9 protein-coding genes are annotated in these 16,689 nt (G+C 72.9%); 7 read left to right on the top strand and 2 right to left on the bottom strand.

The window, feature by feature from the left end:
• Positions 1-210: 210 nt before the first annotated feature.
• Entirely contained in the window at positions 211-1,362 is a 1,152-nt protein-coding gene (locus tag OHU89_RS07850) for a S1 family peptidase (RefSeq protein ID WP_405641156.1), read from the bottom strand.
• Positions 1,363-1,611: 249 nt separating this feature from the next.
• Here OHU89_RS07850 and OHU89_RS07855 point away from each other — a divergent pair, with 249 nt between their 5' ends.
• Both OHU89_RS07855 and OHU89_RS07860 read left to right on the top strand, forming a co-directional pair.
• Positions 1,612-9,417: an SDR family NAD(P)-dependent oxidoreductase gene (locus OHU89_RS07855; RefSeq protein WP_405641158.1), complete on the top strand. Its 7,806-nt coding sequence runs from the start codon at positions 1,612-1,614 to the stop codon at positions 9,415-9,417.
• 37 nt (positions 9,418-9,454) lie between these two features.
• Positions 9,455-10,912, top strand: coding sequence for a tryptophan 7-halogenase (locus OHU89_RS07860; protein ID WP_405641160.1), 1,458 nt, complete (start codon positions 9,455-9,457; stop codon positions 10,910-10,912).
• On the opposite strand, the gene OHU89_RS07865 is transcribed toward OHU89_RS07860, so the two are convergent.
• A complete protein-coding gene (locus tag OHU89_RS07865; RefSeq protein WP_405641162.1) occupies positions 10,902-11,825 on the bottom strand; it encodes an LLM class F420-dependent oxidoreductase in 924 nt (307 codons plus the stop codon). The two genes, OHU89_RS07860 and OHU89_RS07865, sit on opposite strands and share 11 nt — an antisense overlap.
• A 133-nt stretch (positions 11,826-11,958) precedes the next feature.
• Here OHU89_RS07865 and OHU89_RS07870 point away from each other — a divergent pair, with 133 nt between their 5' ends.
• The 5 genes from OHU89_RS07870 (at position 11,959) to OHU89_RS07890 (ending at position 16,657) form a co-directional block, all read left to right on the top strand.
• The gene (locus OHU89_RS07870) at positions 11,959-13,146 is read left to right on the top strand and encodes an MFS transporter (protein ID WP_405641164.1); all 1,188 of its coding nucleotides are present in this window, start codon (positions 11,959-11,961) and stop codon (positions 13,144-13,146) included.
• A 196-nt stretch (positions 13,147-13,342) separates the two neighbouring features.
• Positions 13,343-13,855, top strand: coding sequence for a toxin-antitoxin system HicB family antitoxin (locus OHU89_RS07875; RefSeq protein ID WP_405641166.1), 513 nt, complete (start codon positions 13,343-13,345; stop codon positions 13,853-13,855).
• Positions 13,856-13,949: 94 nt separating this feature from the next.
• Positions 13,950-14,792, top strand: coding sequence for a DUF4097 family beta strand repeat-containing protein (locus tag OHU89_RS07880; RefSeq protein WP_405641168.1), 843 nt, complete (start codon positions 13,950-13,952; stop codon positions 14,790-14,792).
• Positions 14,793-14,876: 84 nt separating this feature from the next.
• Positions 14,877-15,869: an ATP-binding cassette domain-containing protein gene (locus OHU89_RS07885; RefSeq protein ID WP_405641170.1), complete on the top strand. Its 993-nt coding sequence runs from the start codon at positions 14,877-14,879 to the stop codon at positions 15,867-15,869.
• Positions 15,866-16,657 (top strand): ABC transporter permease, encoded by a 792-nt coding sequence (locus tag OHU89_RS07890; protein ID WP_405641172.1) that lies wholly within the window; start codon positions 15,866-15,868, stop codon positions 16,655-16,657. Before OHU89_RS07885 ends, OHU89_RS07890 begins: the two co-directional genes overlap by 4 nt.
• The last annotated feature ends 32 nt before the right edge of the window (positions 16,658-16,689 follow it).

Below are 16,689 nucleotides of genomic sequence, written 5' to 3' on the forward strand. Positions count from 1 at the left end.
CTGTCCTGGGCGACCTTCCGGGCCGAGCCGGCGGGAGACGGCACAGGGTGACGGCCCGGCGGCGGTCGCGGACCGGCCCTCCTCCAGGTCGGGTGCCGGGTGCCGACCCGGCGTCTCGTCGTCCTCGGCGCTCCCGGCAGCGGCAAGACGATGCTGCTGGACGTGTGAGGGCCCGGCCGAACAGGGCCGGGCCCCCAGGGCCCCCACGGGTCAGGCGGTGTGCAGTGTCAGGCCGTACCGGTTGAGGATCTCGTTGACGGGCTGGAACCAGGTCTCGCCCCCGCCGCTGCAGTTGCCCCAGCCGCCGGAGGTGACGCCCTGCGCCTGGTCGCCGCTGATGAACGAGCCGCCGGAGTCGCCGGGTTCGGCGCAGACGCTGGTCTTGGTCATCTGACGCACTGCGCCCTGGCTGTAGTTGACGGTCTCGTTCATGGCGAGGACGGTGCCGCAGTGCCAGTGGGTGGTCGAGCCCGAGCGGCAGATCGAGGAGCCGACCGGCGCCACGTTCGAGCCGCGCACGAGCTGGTCGGAGACGGTGCCCCAGCCGAGCACGACCGGCACCGTCCACCAGCCGCTGCCCACGTTGACCCAGGCGTAGTCGTTCTCCGGGAACGACGAGCCCTGGAAGTTGCCGATGTAGCTGCGGTCCCAGCCGTAGACGGCGGCGGACGGCTGCCCGCAGTGCCCGGCGGTGATGAACCCGCCGTGCACCGAGAACCCTATGGAGCAGCGGACGTTGCCGGTGTAGTAGGGGTCGCCGCCGACGGTTCCGGCCGCAAGGGTCTGCGGCGCGGCGGAGACGTGCCGGACGGTGACGGGGCCCGCGCGGTGGGCCCGGGCCGTGAACTGCCGGACATCGTTGTCGGCTTGCTCGCCCGCGACGACGTTCACGACGACCGTGCTCGCCTCGGGGTCGACGTGCCAGCTGCTCACTCCCGCGGGTGCGAGCAGTTTGTCGAGCCGTGCCTGGGTGGCGGCCAGTTCGCGCGCGCTGTGCGTGACGGTGCGGACGGCGGCGCCCGTGGCCCGTACGTCCCGGAGGGTCGCCGGCGTCGCGTCCGGGGTGAGGCCGACGGTCAGCCGGCCGGCGGTGGCGTCGAACCAGGTGCCGCCGAAGGAAGTCCCGGCGTCCCGGCGGACCTTGGGCTCCAGGGCCGTGGCCCGCCGCTCGGCGGCGAGCCTCTCCTCGGCCTCGGCCTTCGAGAGGTTCAGGTCGCGCTGCATGGCGGTGAGGAGACCGGCGGAAGCGGGTGCCTTCGCGGCGGAATCGCCGGCCGAGGCGGGGGTGGCGCCCGCGGCGAGCCCGGCGCCGAGCGTGAGCAGCGCCGCCAGGGCGGCATGCGTGAATCTGGTGCGTCTCATGGGGGTTGCCCTTCGTCGTTCCAGTGGAGTGGGGTGGAACCGCAGGAGCAGTGGATCGCTGAGAGCGCTCTCAGGGGTGTGGCGCGGCAGAGCCTAGCGGCCGATCACGAACAGGTCCATACCAACGGACGGCCCGCTTCCGACCGCCCCCTCCCGGTCAACTGGCCGGGTTTCGGCCATGGTTGTGATGCACCGACGTACGCTCTTCAAGATCCGCCGCGGAGCGGACTCCCCCTGACAGGAGGCCCGATGGGTTTGGCGGAAGCGGTCGTGGTTCGGCCGGTGGCGGAGCTGCTCGCGGAGAACGCCGTACGGCACGGCGAGAAGCTCGCGTTCGCCGACGACCGACGCGGTGTCAGCTGGGCCGAACTGGACCGTCGGACCGCCCGGTTGGCGGCCGGACTCGGGGTCGAGCGCGGTACCCGGGTGGCGTTCTGCCTGGACAACAGTGTGGAGCTGGTCGAGGGACTGCTGGCCACCGTCCGTGCCGCGGCGATCGGTGTACCGCTGCCCCCACGCGCCACCCATGCCGAACTCGCGTACCTGCTGGCCGACTGTGATCCGGCCGTGGTCGTCACCGATCAGCGGCGTCTGCCGCGCATCGCCGGAATGGTCGCCGGACGGTCGGTGCGTCTGGTGGTGACCGGCGAGGGCGAGGTGCCGGACGACGCCTCGCACATCGACGAACTCATCGCCGGGGGCGCGTATTTGGCCGGGGACGGTCTCGGGGCTGGGGGTGATTTCAAGGCCGAAGGCCGTCTCGGAGCCGAAGGCCGTCTCGGAGCCGAGGGCCGTCTCGGGGCCGAAGGCCCGGTCGCTCCTCGCGACGATCTAGGGCTGGACGAACCGGCGTGGCTGCTCTACACCTCCGGCACCTCCGGGACGCCGACGGCGGCCGTGTCCAGCCAGCGGTCCGCGCTCTGGTCCTCGTTCGCCTGCTATCTGCCGCGGCTGGGGCTCACGGACACGGACCGCGTGCTCTGGCCGCTGCCCCTGGCCCACACCTACGCCCACTCCCTCTGTGTGCTGGGCACGACCGTGGCCGGAGCGAGCGCGCGGATCACCTCGGCGCCGGACCCGGCCCGACTGGTCCGGCTGATCGACGAGTTCGAGCCGACCGTGGTGGGCGGCGTGCCGCTCACCTTCCGGCAGCTGCTCGACAGCGGGCTGGGCGCGGTGCCCTCGCTGCGGGTGTGCGTCACCGCGGGGGCACCGAGCGACGCGGATCTGCGGGAAGAGGTCGAGCGGCGGTTCGGCGCGCCGCTCCTGGACGGCTACGGCTCCACCGAGACCTGCGGCAAGATCGCCATGGAGGCGGTGAGCGGGCCGCGGGCGCGGGGCGGCAGCGGGACTCCGGTGCCCGGAATGGAGGTCCGCCTGGTCGACCCCGACAGCGGACTGGACGCGGTCGGCGACGAGGACTCGGTCGGCGGCGAGGGCGAGATCTGGGTACGCGGCCCCGGTGTCATGCTCGGCTACCACAATCGGCCCGAGGCGAGCGCCGATGCCGTGCGCGACGGCTGGTACCGCACGGGCGACCTGGGCCGGCTAGGGGCGGACGGCGGTCTGACCGTCACCGGCCGGCTGGGCGACCGGATCGTGCGCGGCGGCGAGAACGTCGACCCGGCCGAGGTCGAGCGGGTGCTGCGCGCTCTGCCGGGGGTGCGGGACGCGGCCGTGGTGGCACGGGAGCATCCGCTGCTCGGCGAGGTCCCGGTGGCGTTCGTGGTGCCGGCGGAGCAGTCGCTCGACCCGGCCGATCTGCTGCGGGGGTGCGCCGAGGTGCTGTCGGCGCACAAGGTGCCCGAGGAGGTCCTGTTCACGCCGGCCGTCCCGCGCACGGCGGCGGGCAAGCCCCGGCGGGCGGTGCTGCGCGAGACGCTCGCCGAACGTCCGCCGGCGCCGGAACTGGCCCGGCTGGCCGGTCTCACGGCCGGCGAACGACGCACCGCGCTCACGGAGTTGGTGTGTGCTCAGGCCGAGGCGATCCGGGGCTCGGCGGCCGATCCCGGCACCGCGTTCGCCGATCTCGGCCTGACCTCGCTGGACGCCATGACCTTGTGGCACCGGCTCAGTCTGCGCACCGGACTGCGGCTGCCGGCGACGCTGGTCTGGGACCATCCGAACCCGGCCGCGGTCGCCGCCTACCTGGACAGCCGGATGAGCGGTGACACCACCGCTCCCGCGTCCTCACCCGCTCCCGCGACGACCGCCGCGCGCCGCGGCCCGGAGGCCGAACCGGTGGCGATCGTGGCCGTCGGCTGCCGTTACCCGGGCGGCGTGAACTCGCCCGAGGACCTGTGGCGGCTGGTCTCCGAGGGCGTGGACGCCACCAGCGACTTCCCCACCGACCGCGGCTGGGACATCGACACCCTCGTCCATCCCGACCCCGACCGGCTCGGCACGACCTACACCCGGCGCGGCGGCTTCCTGGACGGTGTGGCCGACTTCGACCCGCTGTTCTTCGGCATCTCCCCGCGCGAGGCGCTGGCCACGGACCCCCAGCACCGGCTGCTCCTCGAGGTCGCCTGGGAGACGCTGGAACGCGCCGGCATCCCCGCACCGTCGCTGCGCGGCTCCGGCACCGGGGTGTACGTCGGTCTGATGCACGCCGGTTACGGCACCGGCCTTTCGCCGCACGAGCTGGAGTCGCACATCGGCATCGGGTCGTCGGGCAGTGTGGCCTCGGGCCGGATCTCGTACGTCCTGGGCCTGCGCGGCCCCACGATGACCGTCGACACGGCCTGTTCGTCGTCGCTGGTCGCGATGGACCTGGCGGCCAGGGCGCTGCGGGCGGGCGAGTGCACGCTCGCGCTGGCCGGTGGGGTCACGGTGCTGTCGAGCCCGCAGCCGTTCATCGCGTTCAGCCGGCAGCGCGGGCTGTCGGCGGACGGCCGGTGCCGGTCGTTCGCGGCGGACGCGGAAGGCACCGCGTGGGCCGAGGGCGTGGGCCTGGTGCTGTTGGAGAAGCTGTCGGACGCCCGGCGCAACGGCCATCCGGTGCTGGCCGTGCTGCGCGGGTCCGCGGTGAACTCCGACGGCGCGTCCAACGGGCTGACGGCCCCCAACGGCGAGGCGCAGCGCGAGCTGATCCGGCTGACGCTGGCCGACGCGGGTCTCGGCCCGGCCGACGTGGACGCGGTCGAGGGACACGGCACGGGCACGGCGCTCGGCGACCCGATCGAGGCGGGTGCCGTGCTGGCCACCTACGGGCAGGACCGTGACCGGGCCGACCCGGTGTGGCTGGGCTCGGTCAAGTCGAACCTCGGGCACTCGCAGGCCGCGGCCGGGGTGGCCGGCGTGATCAAGATGATCGAGGCGATGCACCACGGCGAACTGCCCCGCTCGCTGTACGCGGAGCGGCCGTCGCCGCACGTGGACTGGTCCGCGGGAGCGGTGCGACTGCTCGACCGGGCGCGGCCGTGGCCGCGGCGCGACCGGCCGCGCCGGGCGGCGGTCTCCTCGTTCGGGATCGGGGGCACCAACGCGCATGTGATCATCGAGCAGCCCTCGGAGGCGGACGCCACGGCCGAGGCGACGCGTCGACTGCCCGTGGCCTCCTGGCTGGTGAGCGGCGGCGACGCGGCCGGTCTCCGGGCAAACGCCGGGAAACTCGCGGCGACACTGGCGGACACGGACGCCGCCTCGGACCCGACCGGCGAAGCCGCGCTGGACATCGCGTACTCACTGGCGACCACCAGGGCTCCTCTGCCTCACCGCGCGGCCGTACTGGGCTCCGACGTGTCCGAACTGCTCGCCGGTCTACGGCGGTTGGCGGCCGGCGAGGACGGTCCGGCGCTGCTCAGGAACACCGTGCGCGGCACCCCCAGGCTGGCGCTGCTCTGCGCCGGCCAGGGCACGCAGCGGACCGGCATGGGCCGTGAATTCGCGGCGGCCTTCCCGGTGTTCGACGCGGCCTTCTCCGAAGTGTGCGAGTGGTTCGGGCCGTTGCTGGACCGGCCGCTGCGGGAAGTGATCGACGAACCCGACAGCGACCTGCTGGACCGCACCGACTACGCGCAGCCCGCGCTGTTCGCCTTCGAGGTCGCCCTGCACACCTTGCTCGCCGACTGGGGCGTGCGACCGGACTACCTGGTCGGTCACTCGATCGGCGAACTGGCGGCCGCGTATCTCGCCGGTGTGTTCTCGCTCGGCGACGCGGTCCGACTGGTCGCCGCACGCGGGCGGCTGATGGCCGCGCTGCCCGCCGGTGGCGCGATGATCGCGGTGCGGGCACCGGAGGCCGAGGTGGCACGCCGGCTGGGCGAGGCGCGCGGCCGCGTCACGATCGCCGCGGTCAACGGGCCGGCTTCCGTCGTGGTGTCCGGTGACGAGGACGCGGTGACCGCGCTGGCCGACTCGCTCGGCGGCCGGAGCACCCGGTTGCGGGTGAGTCACGCCTTCCACTCGCCGCTGCTCGACCCGATGCTGGCCGAGTTCCGGGCGGTCGCCGAGACCGTGACCTACCACCGGCCGTCGGTACCGGTGGTGTCCACGGTGACCGGCCGCCCCGAGCCCGAGGCCCTCGCCACCGCCGACTACTGGGTACGGCAGGTGCGCGAGACGGTCCGGTTCGCCGACGCGGTGAACTGGCTGGCGGAGGCGGGCGTGACGGCGTTCGTCGAGGCCGGTCCGGCCGCCGCGCTCAGTGTGGCGGCCGAGGACTGTGTCGCCCCGGACGCGGACGCGGTGTTCACGCCGTGCGCCGACGCACGGCGCGCACTCGCGGGGCTGGCCGCGCTCCATGTGCACGGCGTCCCGGTCGACTGGCGGTCGGTGTACGCGGACAGCGATGCCCGTCGTCGCCCGCTGCCCACCTACGCGTTCCAGCGGCAGCGGTACTGGCTGGACGCGGTACGGCACGCCGCCCCGGCCGGGCATCCGCTGCTGGGCGAGCCGCAGCCGGACGCCGACGGACCCGGCGTGCGGCACGCCGGGGTGCTGTCCGTCGTACGCCAGTCCTGGCTCGCGGACCATGCGATCGGCGGCCGGGTCCTGGTACCCGCGTCGGCGTTCGCCGAGCTGGTCTGCCACGCGGCCGGGACATCAGGTCCGGTCCGGCTGACCGAACTGGCCTTCCGGGAGCCGCTGGTCCTGCCGGAGTCGGAGCCGGTGCGCCTTCAGGTCGTCACCGACGGTCCGGACGAGGCGGGAAACCGGCCGGTCACCGTCTGGGCGCGGGCGGGCGACGCGTGGACGCGGCACGCCACCGCGACCATCGCCCCGGCCGCCGCGGCGCCCGTCGTTCCGCGCGGGACATGGCCGCCCACCGGTGCCGAGCGGCTGCCGGTCGACTACGACCGGCTCGCCGCGCACGGCCACCACTACGGTCCGGCCTTCCGTGCGGTGACGGCGCTGTGGCGCCGGGGGACGTCTTTGTTCGCCGAACTGGCCCTGCCGCCCCGGGAAGCGGCGACCGCCGGCTCGTACACCCTGCATCCCGCACTCCTCGACGCGGCGCTGCACGCCGCCCTCCTGGCCGAGGGCCCGGGCGAGGCGCGGGTCCCGCTCACCTGCGCCGGACTGACGGTCCACGCCACCGGCGCCACCTCCGCCCGGGCCCAGCTGGAGTGGCTCGGTCCGGACGAGTTCCAGGTCGCGCTCACCGACCACGCCGGACAGCCGATCGCCACGGTCGAGTCCCTGGTCACGCGGGTCCTGCCCGCCCAACGCCCCGCTTTCGAGGCCGAGTTGTACCGTCTGACATGGCGGCCCGTCACGGCGCGCGGCGATGGCGACACACGGCACGAACTGCTCGACCTGACGGGACCGGACGCCGAAACCGCCCTGCCCGACCGGGCACTGAGGCTGCTCACCGCCACGCTCGCGGGCGTACGGGACTGGATCGCCGACGCGCGGCCGGGGCGGCTCCTGGTGCTCACCCACAACGCCACCGGAGACGATCCCGACCCGGCGGAGGCCGCGGTCGCCGGACTCGTCCGCAGCGCCCAGTCCGAGCACCCCGGCCGGATCGTGCTGGTCGACCGCCGCGGTGGCCCCGCGTCCCCGGCGGACCTCGACGCGGCGCTGCGCACCGGCGAACCCCAGGTCGCTCTCGAGGACGGCGCCGTTCTCGCACCCCGGCTGACCGCGGTGCGGCCCCAGGCAGCGGCACCCGCCCTCGATCCCGAGGGGACGGTACTGATCACCGGAGGCACCGGTGCGCTCGGCGCGAGCCTCGCCCGGTATCTGGTGGCCGAACACGGGGTGCGCCACCTGCTGTTGGTGAACCGCAGCGCTCGTACGCCCGCATGGGCCGCCGAACTCGGCGCGACCGTGCGCACGACGGCCTGCGAGGTCAGCGACCGCGCCGCCGTGGACGCCCTGGTCGCGTCCTGTCGTCCGACACTGACGGCGGTGTTCCATCTCGCCGGGGTCGTGGACGACGGCGTCGTGGACGGCCTGACCCCGCAGCGGTTGGCGACCGTGCTCGCGCCGAAGGCGGGCGGCGCCTGGCATCTGCACGAGGCCACCAAGGATCTCGGGCTGTCCGCGTTCGTGCTCTACTCCTCGGCCGCGGGCGTGCTGGGCCGCCCCGGACAGGCCAACTACGCGGCCGCCAACGGCTTTCTCGACGCGCTCGCCCGGCATCGCGTCGCGCAGGGCCTGCCCGGGCAGGCCCTGGCCTGGGGCCCGTGGATCACGGCCGAGGACGACGGCATGGCGGCCCAGGTCCCGGCGCACCGACTCGGCGACGGCGGTGTCCTGTCGGTCGACGAGGACGAGGGCATCGGTCTGCTCGACCGGGCGCTGCGGACCCCTGAGCCGGTACTGGTGCCGATCCCTCTGAACCTGAGGGCGCTCGGCGGTCCGGCCACACCGCCGGTCCTCACGGACCTGGTGCCGAAGCGTCCGGCCGCCGCCCCGGCCGCCGTCGCGCAGGCACCCGGCGCCTGGCGCGAGCGGCTCGCCTCCGTTCCGGCCCATGAGCGGGAGGCCGTGCTGGTCGAGTTGATCCGCGACGAACTCGCCCTGCTGCTGGGCTTCGAGGACCCGGCCGCGCTCCCCACCGACCGCGCTTTCGGGGAGCTCGGTTTCGACTCGCTGATGGCGGTGCAGTTCCGCAACCGGCTCAGCGCGTTCACGCGCGTGCGGCTGGCGTCCACGATCGTGTTCGACCATCCGACGCTGCATTCGCTGGCCGCGCACGTCCACGACGCCCTGCGCGAAGCCCTTCCGGACGCCGAAGCCGAACCCGGGAGCGGTGCCGAGGGCGGAAACGGCGGGGTCGAGCCGTCCTCCTACCGCTTCGGACCCCTGTACCACCAGGTCCTGCGCGAGCGCGGCCCTCTGGAGGCGATGGGCCTGCGCTACCTGGCGTCCCACGCCCTCCCGTCCTTCACCGCCGGCGAGCACGGCCGGTACGCGGTCGACCCGGTCCGGCTGGCCCGGGGTGCGGGCACCACGCTGGCGTACATCCCGGACTACCTCACGCCGTACCATCGCGTCCCCGCCGGCCTGGCCAAGCAGTTCGACGGCGAGCGCGACCTGTTCCTGCTGGAGCACCCCGGCCTCGGTGCCCGCAAGGCCGTGCCGGACAGTGCGGCCGCGGTCGTGCGGGCGCACGTCGACGCGGTGGACGCTCTGTCGTCCGACGGGCCGGTCGTCCTCGTGGGCTACTGCGCCGGGGGCGCGATCGCGCACGCCGTGGCGCGGGAGCTCGCACGGTCGGGGCGGCCGCCGGCCGGGCTGATCCTGCTCGACGCCCATGCGGGCGTGCTGCGCCGGGACGACGAACGGGCGCTGGCGCTGATGACCGCCGGCGCGGAGCTGCCGGACGACGTCGTCGCCGAGTTCGAGGACTCGTTGCTGATCGCCGGCGGGGGCTACGCGCGCGTGCTGGAGAACTGGGACCCCGAACCGTCACCGGTCCCGACTCTCCTGGTGCGTGGCCGGCCGACCGCGCAGATGCGCCGCATCGACCCCGACGGGGAGTGGCTGCCGCACTGGCCCCTGCCGCACGACACCGCGGACGTCCCCGGCGACCACTACACCCTCGTCCACCACGACGCCGACACCACGGCCGCGGCGATGCGCGCCTGGCTGACGGCATGATCCACCGACATCGCACCAGGGAAACAGGAGTTGCCGTATGACCCAGGAGTACGACCTGATCGTCGTCGGCGGCGGGCCCGCGGGATCGACCGCCGCGACCGTCGTGGCCAAGCGCGGACACCGGGTCCTGCTGCTGGAACGGGAGACCTTCCCGCGCTACCAGATCGGCGAGTCGCTCCTGCCCGCCACGGTCCACGGCCTGTGCCGCATCCTCGGCGTCGCCGACGAGGTGCAGCAGGCCGGCTTCACCCTCAAGCGCGGCGGGACACTGCGCTGGGGCCGTGACCCCGAGCCGTGGCAGTTCTCCTTCGCCATGACTCCGCGCGTGCCCGAGCCCACCGCGACGGCCTTCCAGGTGGAGCGCTCACGGTTCGACGAGATCCTGCTGGGCGGTGCCCGACGGGCCGGCGTCGAGGTCCGCGAGGGCAGCCCGGTGCGGCGCGTCGTCGCCGACGACGAGCGGGTGCGGGGCGTCGAGTACACCGACGCCGACGGCAACTCCCGTACGGCACACGCCCCTTACGTCATCGACGCGTCCGGGAACACCAGCCGGATCCACGGCGGGGTCGGTGGTGGGCGCGTGTACTCCGACTTCTTCCGCAACCTCGCCGTGTTCGGCTACTTCGCGGGCGGGGCCCGGCTGCCCGAGCCGAACAGCGGCAACATCTTCTGCGCCGCGTTCGACGCCGGCTGGCTCTGGTACATCCCGCTGCGCGACGATCTGACGAGTGTCGGCGCGGTGATCTCCCCCGAACACACGCCGGCCGTCCAGCGTGACGCGCGGGCCGCGTGGCGGGACATGATCGCGGCCTGCCCCGAGGTGAGCCGGCTGGTGGGGGGCGTACCGGAGGCGACCGAGCCGCCGTACGACCAGGTGCGGGTGCGCAAGGACTGGTCGTACTGGAAGAAGTCCTTCTGGACTCCGGGCATGGCGCTGGTCGGCGACGCCGCGTGCTTCGTGGACCCGGTGCTGTCCTCCGGCGTCCATCTGGCCACCTACGGTGCCCTGCTCGCCGCCCGTTCGGTGAACTCCGCGCTGGACGGCAGCGTGCCCGAGGAACGGGGCTTCGCCGAGTTCGAGGCCCGCTACCGCCGCGAGTACCGCGTGTTCTACGACTTCCTGATCTCCTTCTACGACATGGAGCGCAACGAGAACTCGTACTTCTGGTCGGCGAAGAAGATCACCGAGGTGGAGCTCGGCGAAGCAGCCGCGTTCGCCGAGCTGGCGGGCGGACTGGTGTCCCGCGACACCGCGGTCGTCCGTACGGACTGGCACACCTCGGCGGCCCAACTCGACAGCGCGGTAGGCCAGTTGGCGACCTCGGACGGCCGAATCAACCCGCTCTTGTCCGCACCGGTCGTCGGCGAGACCTTCCGGACCGGCAACGACCTTCAGGAGCAGGCCCTCTACGGCGGTCCGCTCGACGACCCCGGCCCGGCCGGCCCCGACGGCCTGGCCGTGACGTCGGACGGGCTGTCCTGGGTCAAGGCGTGACCGCCAGTTCCCCCAGCAGCTTCCAGGTTCGGCGCCGGTCCTCCTCGCCGCCCAGGTCCGTCGCGGTGAACACCACCTCCGTCGCCCCGGCCTCCCGATAGCGGCGCACCTCGGCGGCGACGGTCTCCTCGTCGCCGATGACGGCGAGATCGGCGGCGCGGGCGGCACCGGAGAGGCCGATGACCCGCTGGTAGGAGGGGAACTGCTCGTAGAAGGCGAGCGACTCGGTCGCCGTCTCCCGGACCGCCTCGACGTCGGCGGTGACCACGCCGGGCACGAAAGCCACGATCCGGGGCGCCGGTCGCCCCGCCGCCTCGGCCGCCGCGGTGACGGCCGGGACGATGTGCTCGGCGAGGGCGCGCGGTCCGGCCAGCAACGGGAGGATGCCGTCGGCGAGTTCACCGGAGACGCGCAGGGCCTGCGGGGCCATGGCGGCGACGAGGAGCGGCACCGGAGGCTCGGCGCCGCCGGGCACCGACGCGGGCAGCGGTGTGGTGGCGGTCAGCAGCTCGCCGTGGAAGTCGGCATCGCCGGTCTCCGTCAGCCGGCGCAGGGCGGTCAGGAACTCGCGGAGCCGGGCGATCGGGCGCTCGTACGGGATACCGAAGCCGGTCTCGGTCAGGTGCTTGGTGCCGAGGGCGAGCCCGAGGTGGTACCGGCCTCCGGTGGCGGCCTGGGCCGTCTGCGCCTGGCTCGAGACGAGCAGCGGATGGCGGCCGAAGACGGGGATCGCGGCGGTTCCGACATGCAGTCCGGGCACCTCGCGGCCCACGATCGCGGCGAGCGAGGGCGAGTCGTACCCGAAGGTCTGCCCGAACCACGCGGAGCGCAGCCCGAACTCATGGGCTTCCCGGGCGAGTTGCACCGTGGGATCGATCCGGTTCTGGAGAGTGAGTGCTACACCGATGGTCATACCCCGGGCAACCGGCGGGCGCGGGACGGGCATTCCTGCTCGCACATGACAAGCATGTGAATGCGCTCGTTGACCTTGCCCCAAGGGGAGCCCCCAGCATCGGTTCAGGGATCGGACGGGCGAGGGGGCGCGGGTGCTGGTGGACGTACGGCCGTTGCGCGGGAGCGCCTTCAGGCGCCTGTGGGCGGCCGGGCTCGTGACCGGTCTGGGAGCTCAACTCACCGCGGTCGTGGTGCCGTTGCAGCTCTACGGCTTCACCGGGTCGTCCGCCTACGTCGGACTGGCCGGGCTGGTGGGCTTCGCGCCGATGGCCGCGGCCGCGCTGTGGGGAGGTGCGCTGGCCGATGTGCGGGACCGGCGGCGGGTGCTGCTGGTGACGACGGCCGGGATCGGTGTGACCTCGCTGCTGCTGTGGGCCCAGGCCCTCGCGGGTCTGCGGTCGGCCGGTGTGCTGCTGGTGCTGGTGGGCGTACAGCAGGCCCTGTTCGGCACCAATGCCGCGGTGGGACGGGCGGTCGTTCCCCGTCTGGTGCCACCCGAGTCGCTGACCGCCGCCAACGCACTGCAGTCGACGGTCGTCATGTCCGCCGGGATCGCGGGTCCGTTGCTGGCCGGGGTGCTGCTGCCGGTGGTGGGTGCGCGGACGCTGTATCTGGCGGATGCCGTCGCCGTGTGCGCGACGGTGTGGGCGGTGTGGCGGCTGCCCCCGCTCCCTCCCCTCGACCGCGCCGGGAGGAAGCGGGCCGGTGTCCGGGAGATCGCTGACGGCTTTCGGTTCGTGGCGCGGCGTCAGGTACTGCTGCTGGTGTATGTCGCCGACTTCGCCGCGCTGTTCCTGGGGTTGCCCACGGCTCTCTTCCCGCAACTGGCCCGGGAGACCTTCGAACCGTCGGACATCGGCGTCCTGTACGCCGCGCTCTCGGCGGGCGGGGTGCTGGCCGGGCTCTTCTCCGGGGCCTTCACCCGCGTGGACCGGCACGGCGTCGCGGTCGCGGTCTCGGCGGGCGTCTGGGGTCTGGCCGTCACGGGGTTCGGTGTGACCGGCTCGCTGGTCGCGGCGGCCGGGTGGCTGACCCTGGCGGGCGGCGCACTTCTCGTGCTGGGCGTCTTCCGTCGGACGGTTCTGCAGACGGCCGTGCCGGACGGGATGCGGGGCCGGCTCCAGGGGATCGACACGGTGGTGGCCGCGGGCGGGCCGCGGTTGGGCGACCTGGCGCACGGTGTGGTGGGGGCCTCGTTCGGGGCCGGCTGGGCCGTCACCGGGGGTGGGCTTCTGACGGTGTCGGTCGCGGTCGTCCTGCTTCTGCTCTTCCTCAGGTGACGCGTGCCGTGGCACCACATGGCACCACCTGGCACCATTCCGCGCCTGCAGAGACATCTGAGCGCGCATGGCACCATCGTCAGCCAGATAGGCATCACTGCGTTTTCGCAGGTCAGACCCGCTAGACCGCGAGGTGACACCACTGGCGCCACCCAACGGCTTGCACATGGCGCCATTGTGGTGCCATGATGGCGTCATGGACCTCACCCCGTATGTCGACAGCCTCCGCCGCGAACTCGCGGTGGCCGCCGAAGCCGGTGGCGACGAAGCCCGCGAGCTGGCGGAGCGACTCACCGCCCCCCTGGAGTCGGCGACTCGGCTGACCATGCTCAACGTGCTCTCCGCCGCGATGGACGAGATCACCCGCGATCTCGCTCCCGGCTCGGTCGACGTACGGCTGCGCGGGCTCGACCCCGACTTCGTGGTGACACCGCCGCCCGCCTACGGCGGCGCCACCGCGGAGCCGGCCGCGCCCGCCGAACCGCTCAGGACCCCGGCCGACGGCGAGGAGGGCGGTACCGCCCGCATCAATCTGCGGCTGCCGGCCCACCTCAAGACGCGCGCCGAGGAGGCCGCGAGCCGCGAGGGCCTGTCGGTCAACGCGTGGCTGGTGCGCGCCGTGTCGGCCGCGGTCGACGGCGGCACCCGGCCGCGTACGACGGAGAAGACCCAGACCCTCGGACAGAGCTTCACGGGCTGGGTGCGCTGACCGCAGCAGCACCCGGCCCCAGGAAATCGACACCGCACCCACACCACGTCCCACCAGCGGGGACGCCTTGAAGACCCAAGAGGACGGGACAGCCATGCCTTCTTTCGACACTTCCGAACCGATCTCGGTCACCGCGCACGTGGGGGCCGGTTCCATCCAGCTCACCGCGGGCGACCGCCCCGACACCGTCGTGGAGGTGCGGCCCCGCGACCCGAAGAAGGACAAGGACGTACGGGCCGCCGAACAGACCGAGGTCGTGTTCACGAGCGGCGTCCTGACCGTCAGGACGAAGGAGCGCCGCCTCGTCGGTCCCAGCGGCGCCGTGGACGTGACGGTCGACCTGCCCACGGACTCGAGCGTGGAGTTGACCGGCTCCTGGATCCAGGTGCTCGGCGAGGGCCGGCTCGGGGAGGTCCGTGTGAAGACCTCCACCGGTGACGTCCGTCTCGACACCACGGGGCCGCTCCAGCTGAACGTGTCGCACGGCTCGATCACCGTCGACCGGGTCGAGGGCGAGGCCGAGCTGACCACCAGCTCCGGCAACCTGCGCGTCGGCCTCGTCGACGGACCCGCCGTCCTGAAGAACACACACGGCATCACGACCGTCGGGGCCGTGACCGGCGAGCTGCGGGTGAACGGCGCCAATGGCGGCATCGACATCGCGCGCGCCGAGGCCTCGGTCACCGGCACCACGACCAACGGCCACCTTCGTGTCGCCGAAGTCGCCCGCGGCGAGGTCCAGTTGGAGACCTCCAACGGCGCCATCGAGATCGGGATCCGGCAGGGCACCGCCGCCTGGCTCGACGTCAGCTCCAACCGCGGGCAGGTGCGCAACACGCTCGCCGCCTCCGATGCTCCGGAGCAGACCGAGGACACCGTCAAGGTCCGCGCGCGGACCAACTGGGGCAACATCGACGTCCTCCGCGCCAAGGCCTGACGGCCACCTGCCCGGCCTGCCACACCAGCCCCTCGCCTCGTTCTCCTTCAGCTCGTTCTCCTTCAGCCTTCGATCGGAGGGCCCATGCCTTCTTCTGTCATGCCCACGCCCAGGCAGGGCGACGGTCACGTGTCGCCGGCCGCCGTCTCCACCATCGGTCTGCGCAAGTCGTACGGCGACAAGATCGTCCTCGACGGCATCGATCTGCACATCCCGGCCGGTTCGGTGTTCGCGCTGCTCGGGCCGAACGGCGCCGGCAAGACCACCGCCGTGAAGATCCTGTCCACGCTGATCACCGCCGACGGCGGACAGGCCCAGGTCGCGGGCCACGACGTCGCCACGTCGCCGGACGGGGTGCGGGCCGCCATCGGTGTCACCGGGCAGTTCTCCGCCGTCGACGGGCTCATCACCGGCGAGGAGAACATGCTCCTGATGGCGGACCTGCACCACCTGCCGAAGCAGGAGGGGCGCCGGGTCACCGCCGAACTCCTGGAGCGCTTCGACCTCACCGAGGCCGCGAAGAAGCCCGCCTCCACCTACTCCGGCGGCATGAAGCGCCGCCTGGACATCGCCATGACCCTCGTCGGCAGTCCGCGGATCATCTTCCTCGACGAACCCACCACCGGCCTCGACCCGCGCAGCCGCCACAACATGTGGCAGATCATCCGCGAGCTGGTCACGGACGGGGTCACCGTCTTCCTCACCACGCAGTACCTGGAGGAGGCCGACCAACTCGCCGATCTCATCGCGGTGTTGAACGACGGGAGGATCGCCGCCGAGGGGAGCGCCGAGGAACTCAAGCGGCTCATCCCCGGCGGTCACGTCCGGCTCCGCTTCACCGATCCGGACGCCTACCAGAACGCCGCCGGCGCTCTGCGTGAGGTCACCCGGGACGACGAGGCTCTGGCCCTGCAGATCCCCAGCGACGGCAGCCAGCGCGAACTGCGCTCCCTCCTCGACTGGTTGGACGCGGCCGGCATCGAGGCCGACGAACTGACGGTGCACACCCCCGACCTCGACGACGTGTTCTTCGCCCTCACCGGCGACACCGACAAGCCCAAGGAGTCCGTCCGATGAGCACCCTGTCCCTCGCCGTCCGCGACTCGTCCACGATGCTGCGGCGCAACCTCCTGCACGCCCGCCGCTACCCGTCGATGACCCTGAACCTGCTGCTCACCCCGGTCATGCTCCTGCTGCTCTTCGTCTACATCTTCGGCGACGCGATGAGCGCCGGCATCGGGGGCGGCGGGGCGGACCGCTCCGAGTACATCGCGTATCTCGTCCCCGGCATTCTGTTGATGACCATTGGCTCCACCACGATCGGCACCGCGGTGTCCGTCTCCATGGACATGAACGAGGGCATCATCGCCCGCTTCCGCACCATGGCGATCCACCGCGGGTCGGTACTGATCGGGCACGTCATCGGCAGCGTGCTGCAGTGCATCGCCAGTGGAGTCCTCGTCGGGGTCGTCGGGCTGGCCATCGGCTTCCGCTCCGTCGACGCCACCGTCCTGGAATGGATCGCCGCGTTCGGGCTGATCGCGCTCTTCGCCCTGGCGCTCACCTGGATCGCGGTCGGCATGGGCCTTTCCAGCCCGAACCCGGAGGCGGCAAGCAACAACGCGATGCCGCTGATCTTCCTGCCGCTGATCTCCAGCACCTTCGTCCCGGTGGACGCGATGCCGGGCTGGTTCCGGCCCATCGCCGAGTACCAGCCCTTCACCCCGGCCATCGAGACCCTGCGCGGACTGCTGCTCGGCACCGAGATCGGCCACAACGGCTGGCTGGCCGTGGCCTGGTGCCTGGGTCTCACGGTGCTCGGCTACTTCTGGTCCAAGTCGCTCTTCGACCGCGACCCGAAGTAGGGCGACGACTCGCCACTGCCCACTGGAGGGCA

Origin of the sequence: Streptomyces sp. NBC_00019 (genome assembly GCF_045041015.1) — a bacterium.
In the GTDB taxonomy this organism is placed as follows: domain Bacteria; phylum Actinomycetota; class Actinomycetes; order Streptomycetales; family Streptomycetaceae; genus Streptomyces.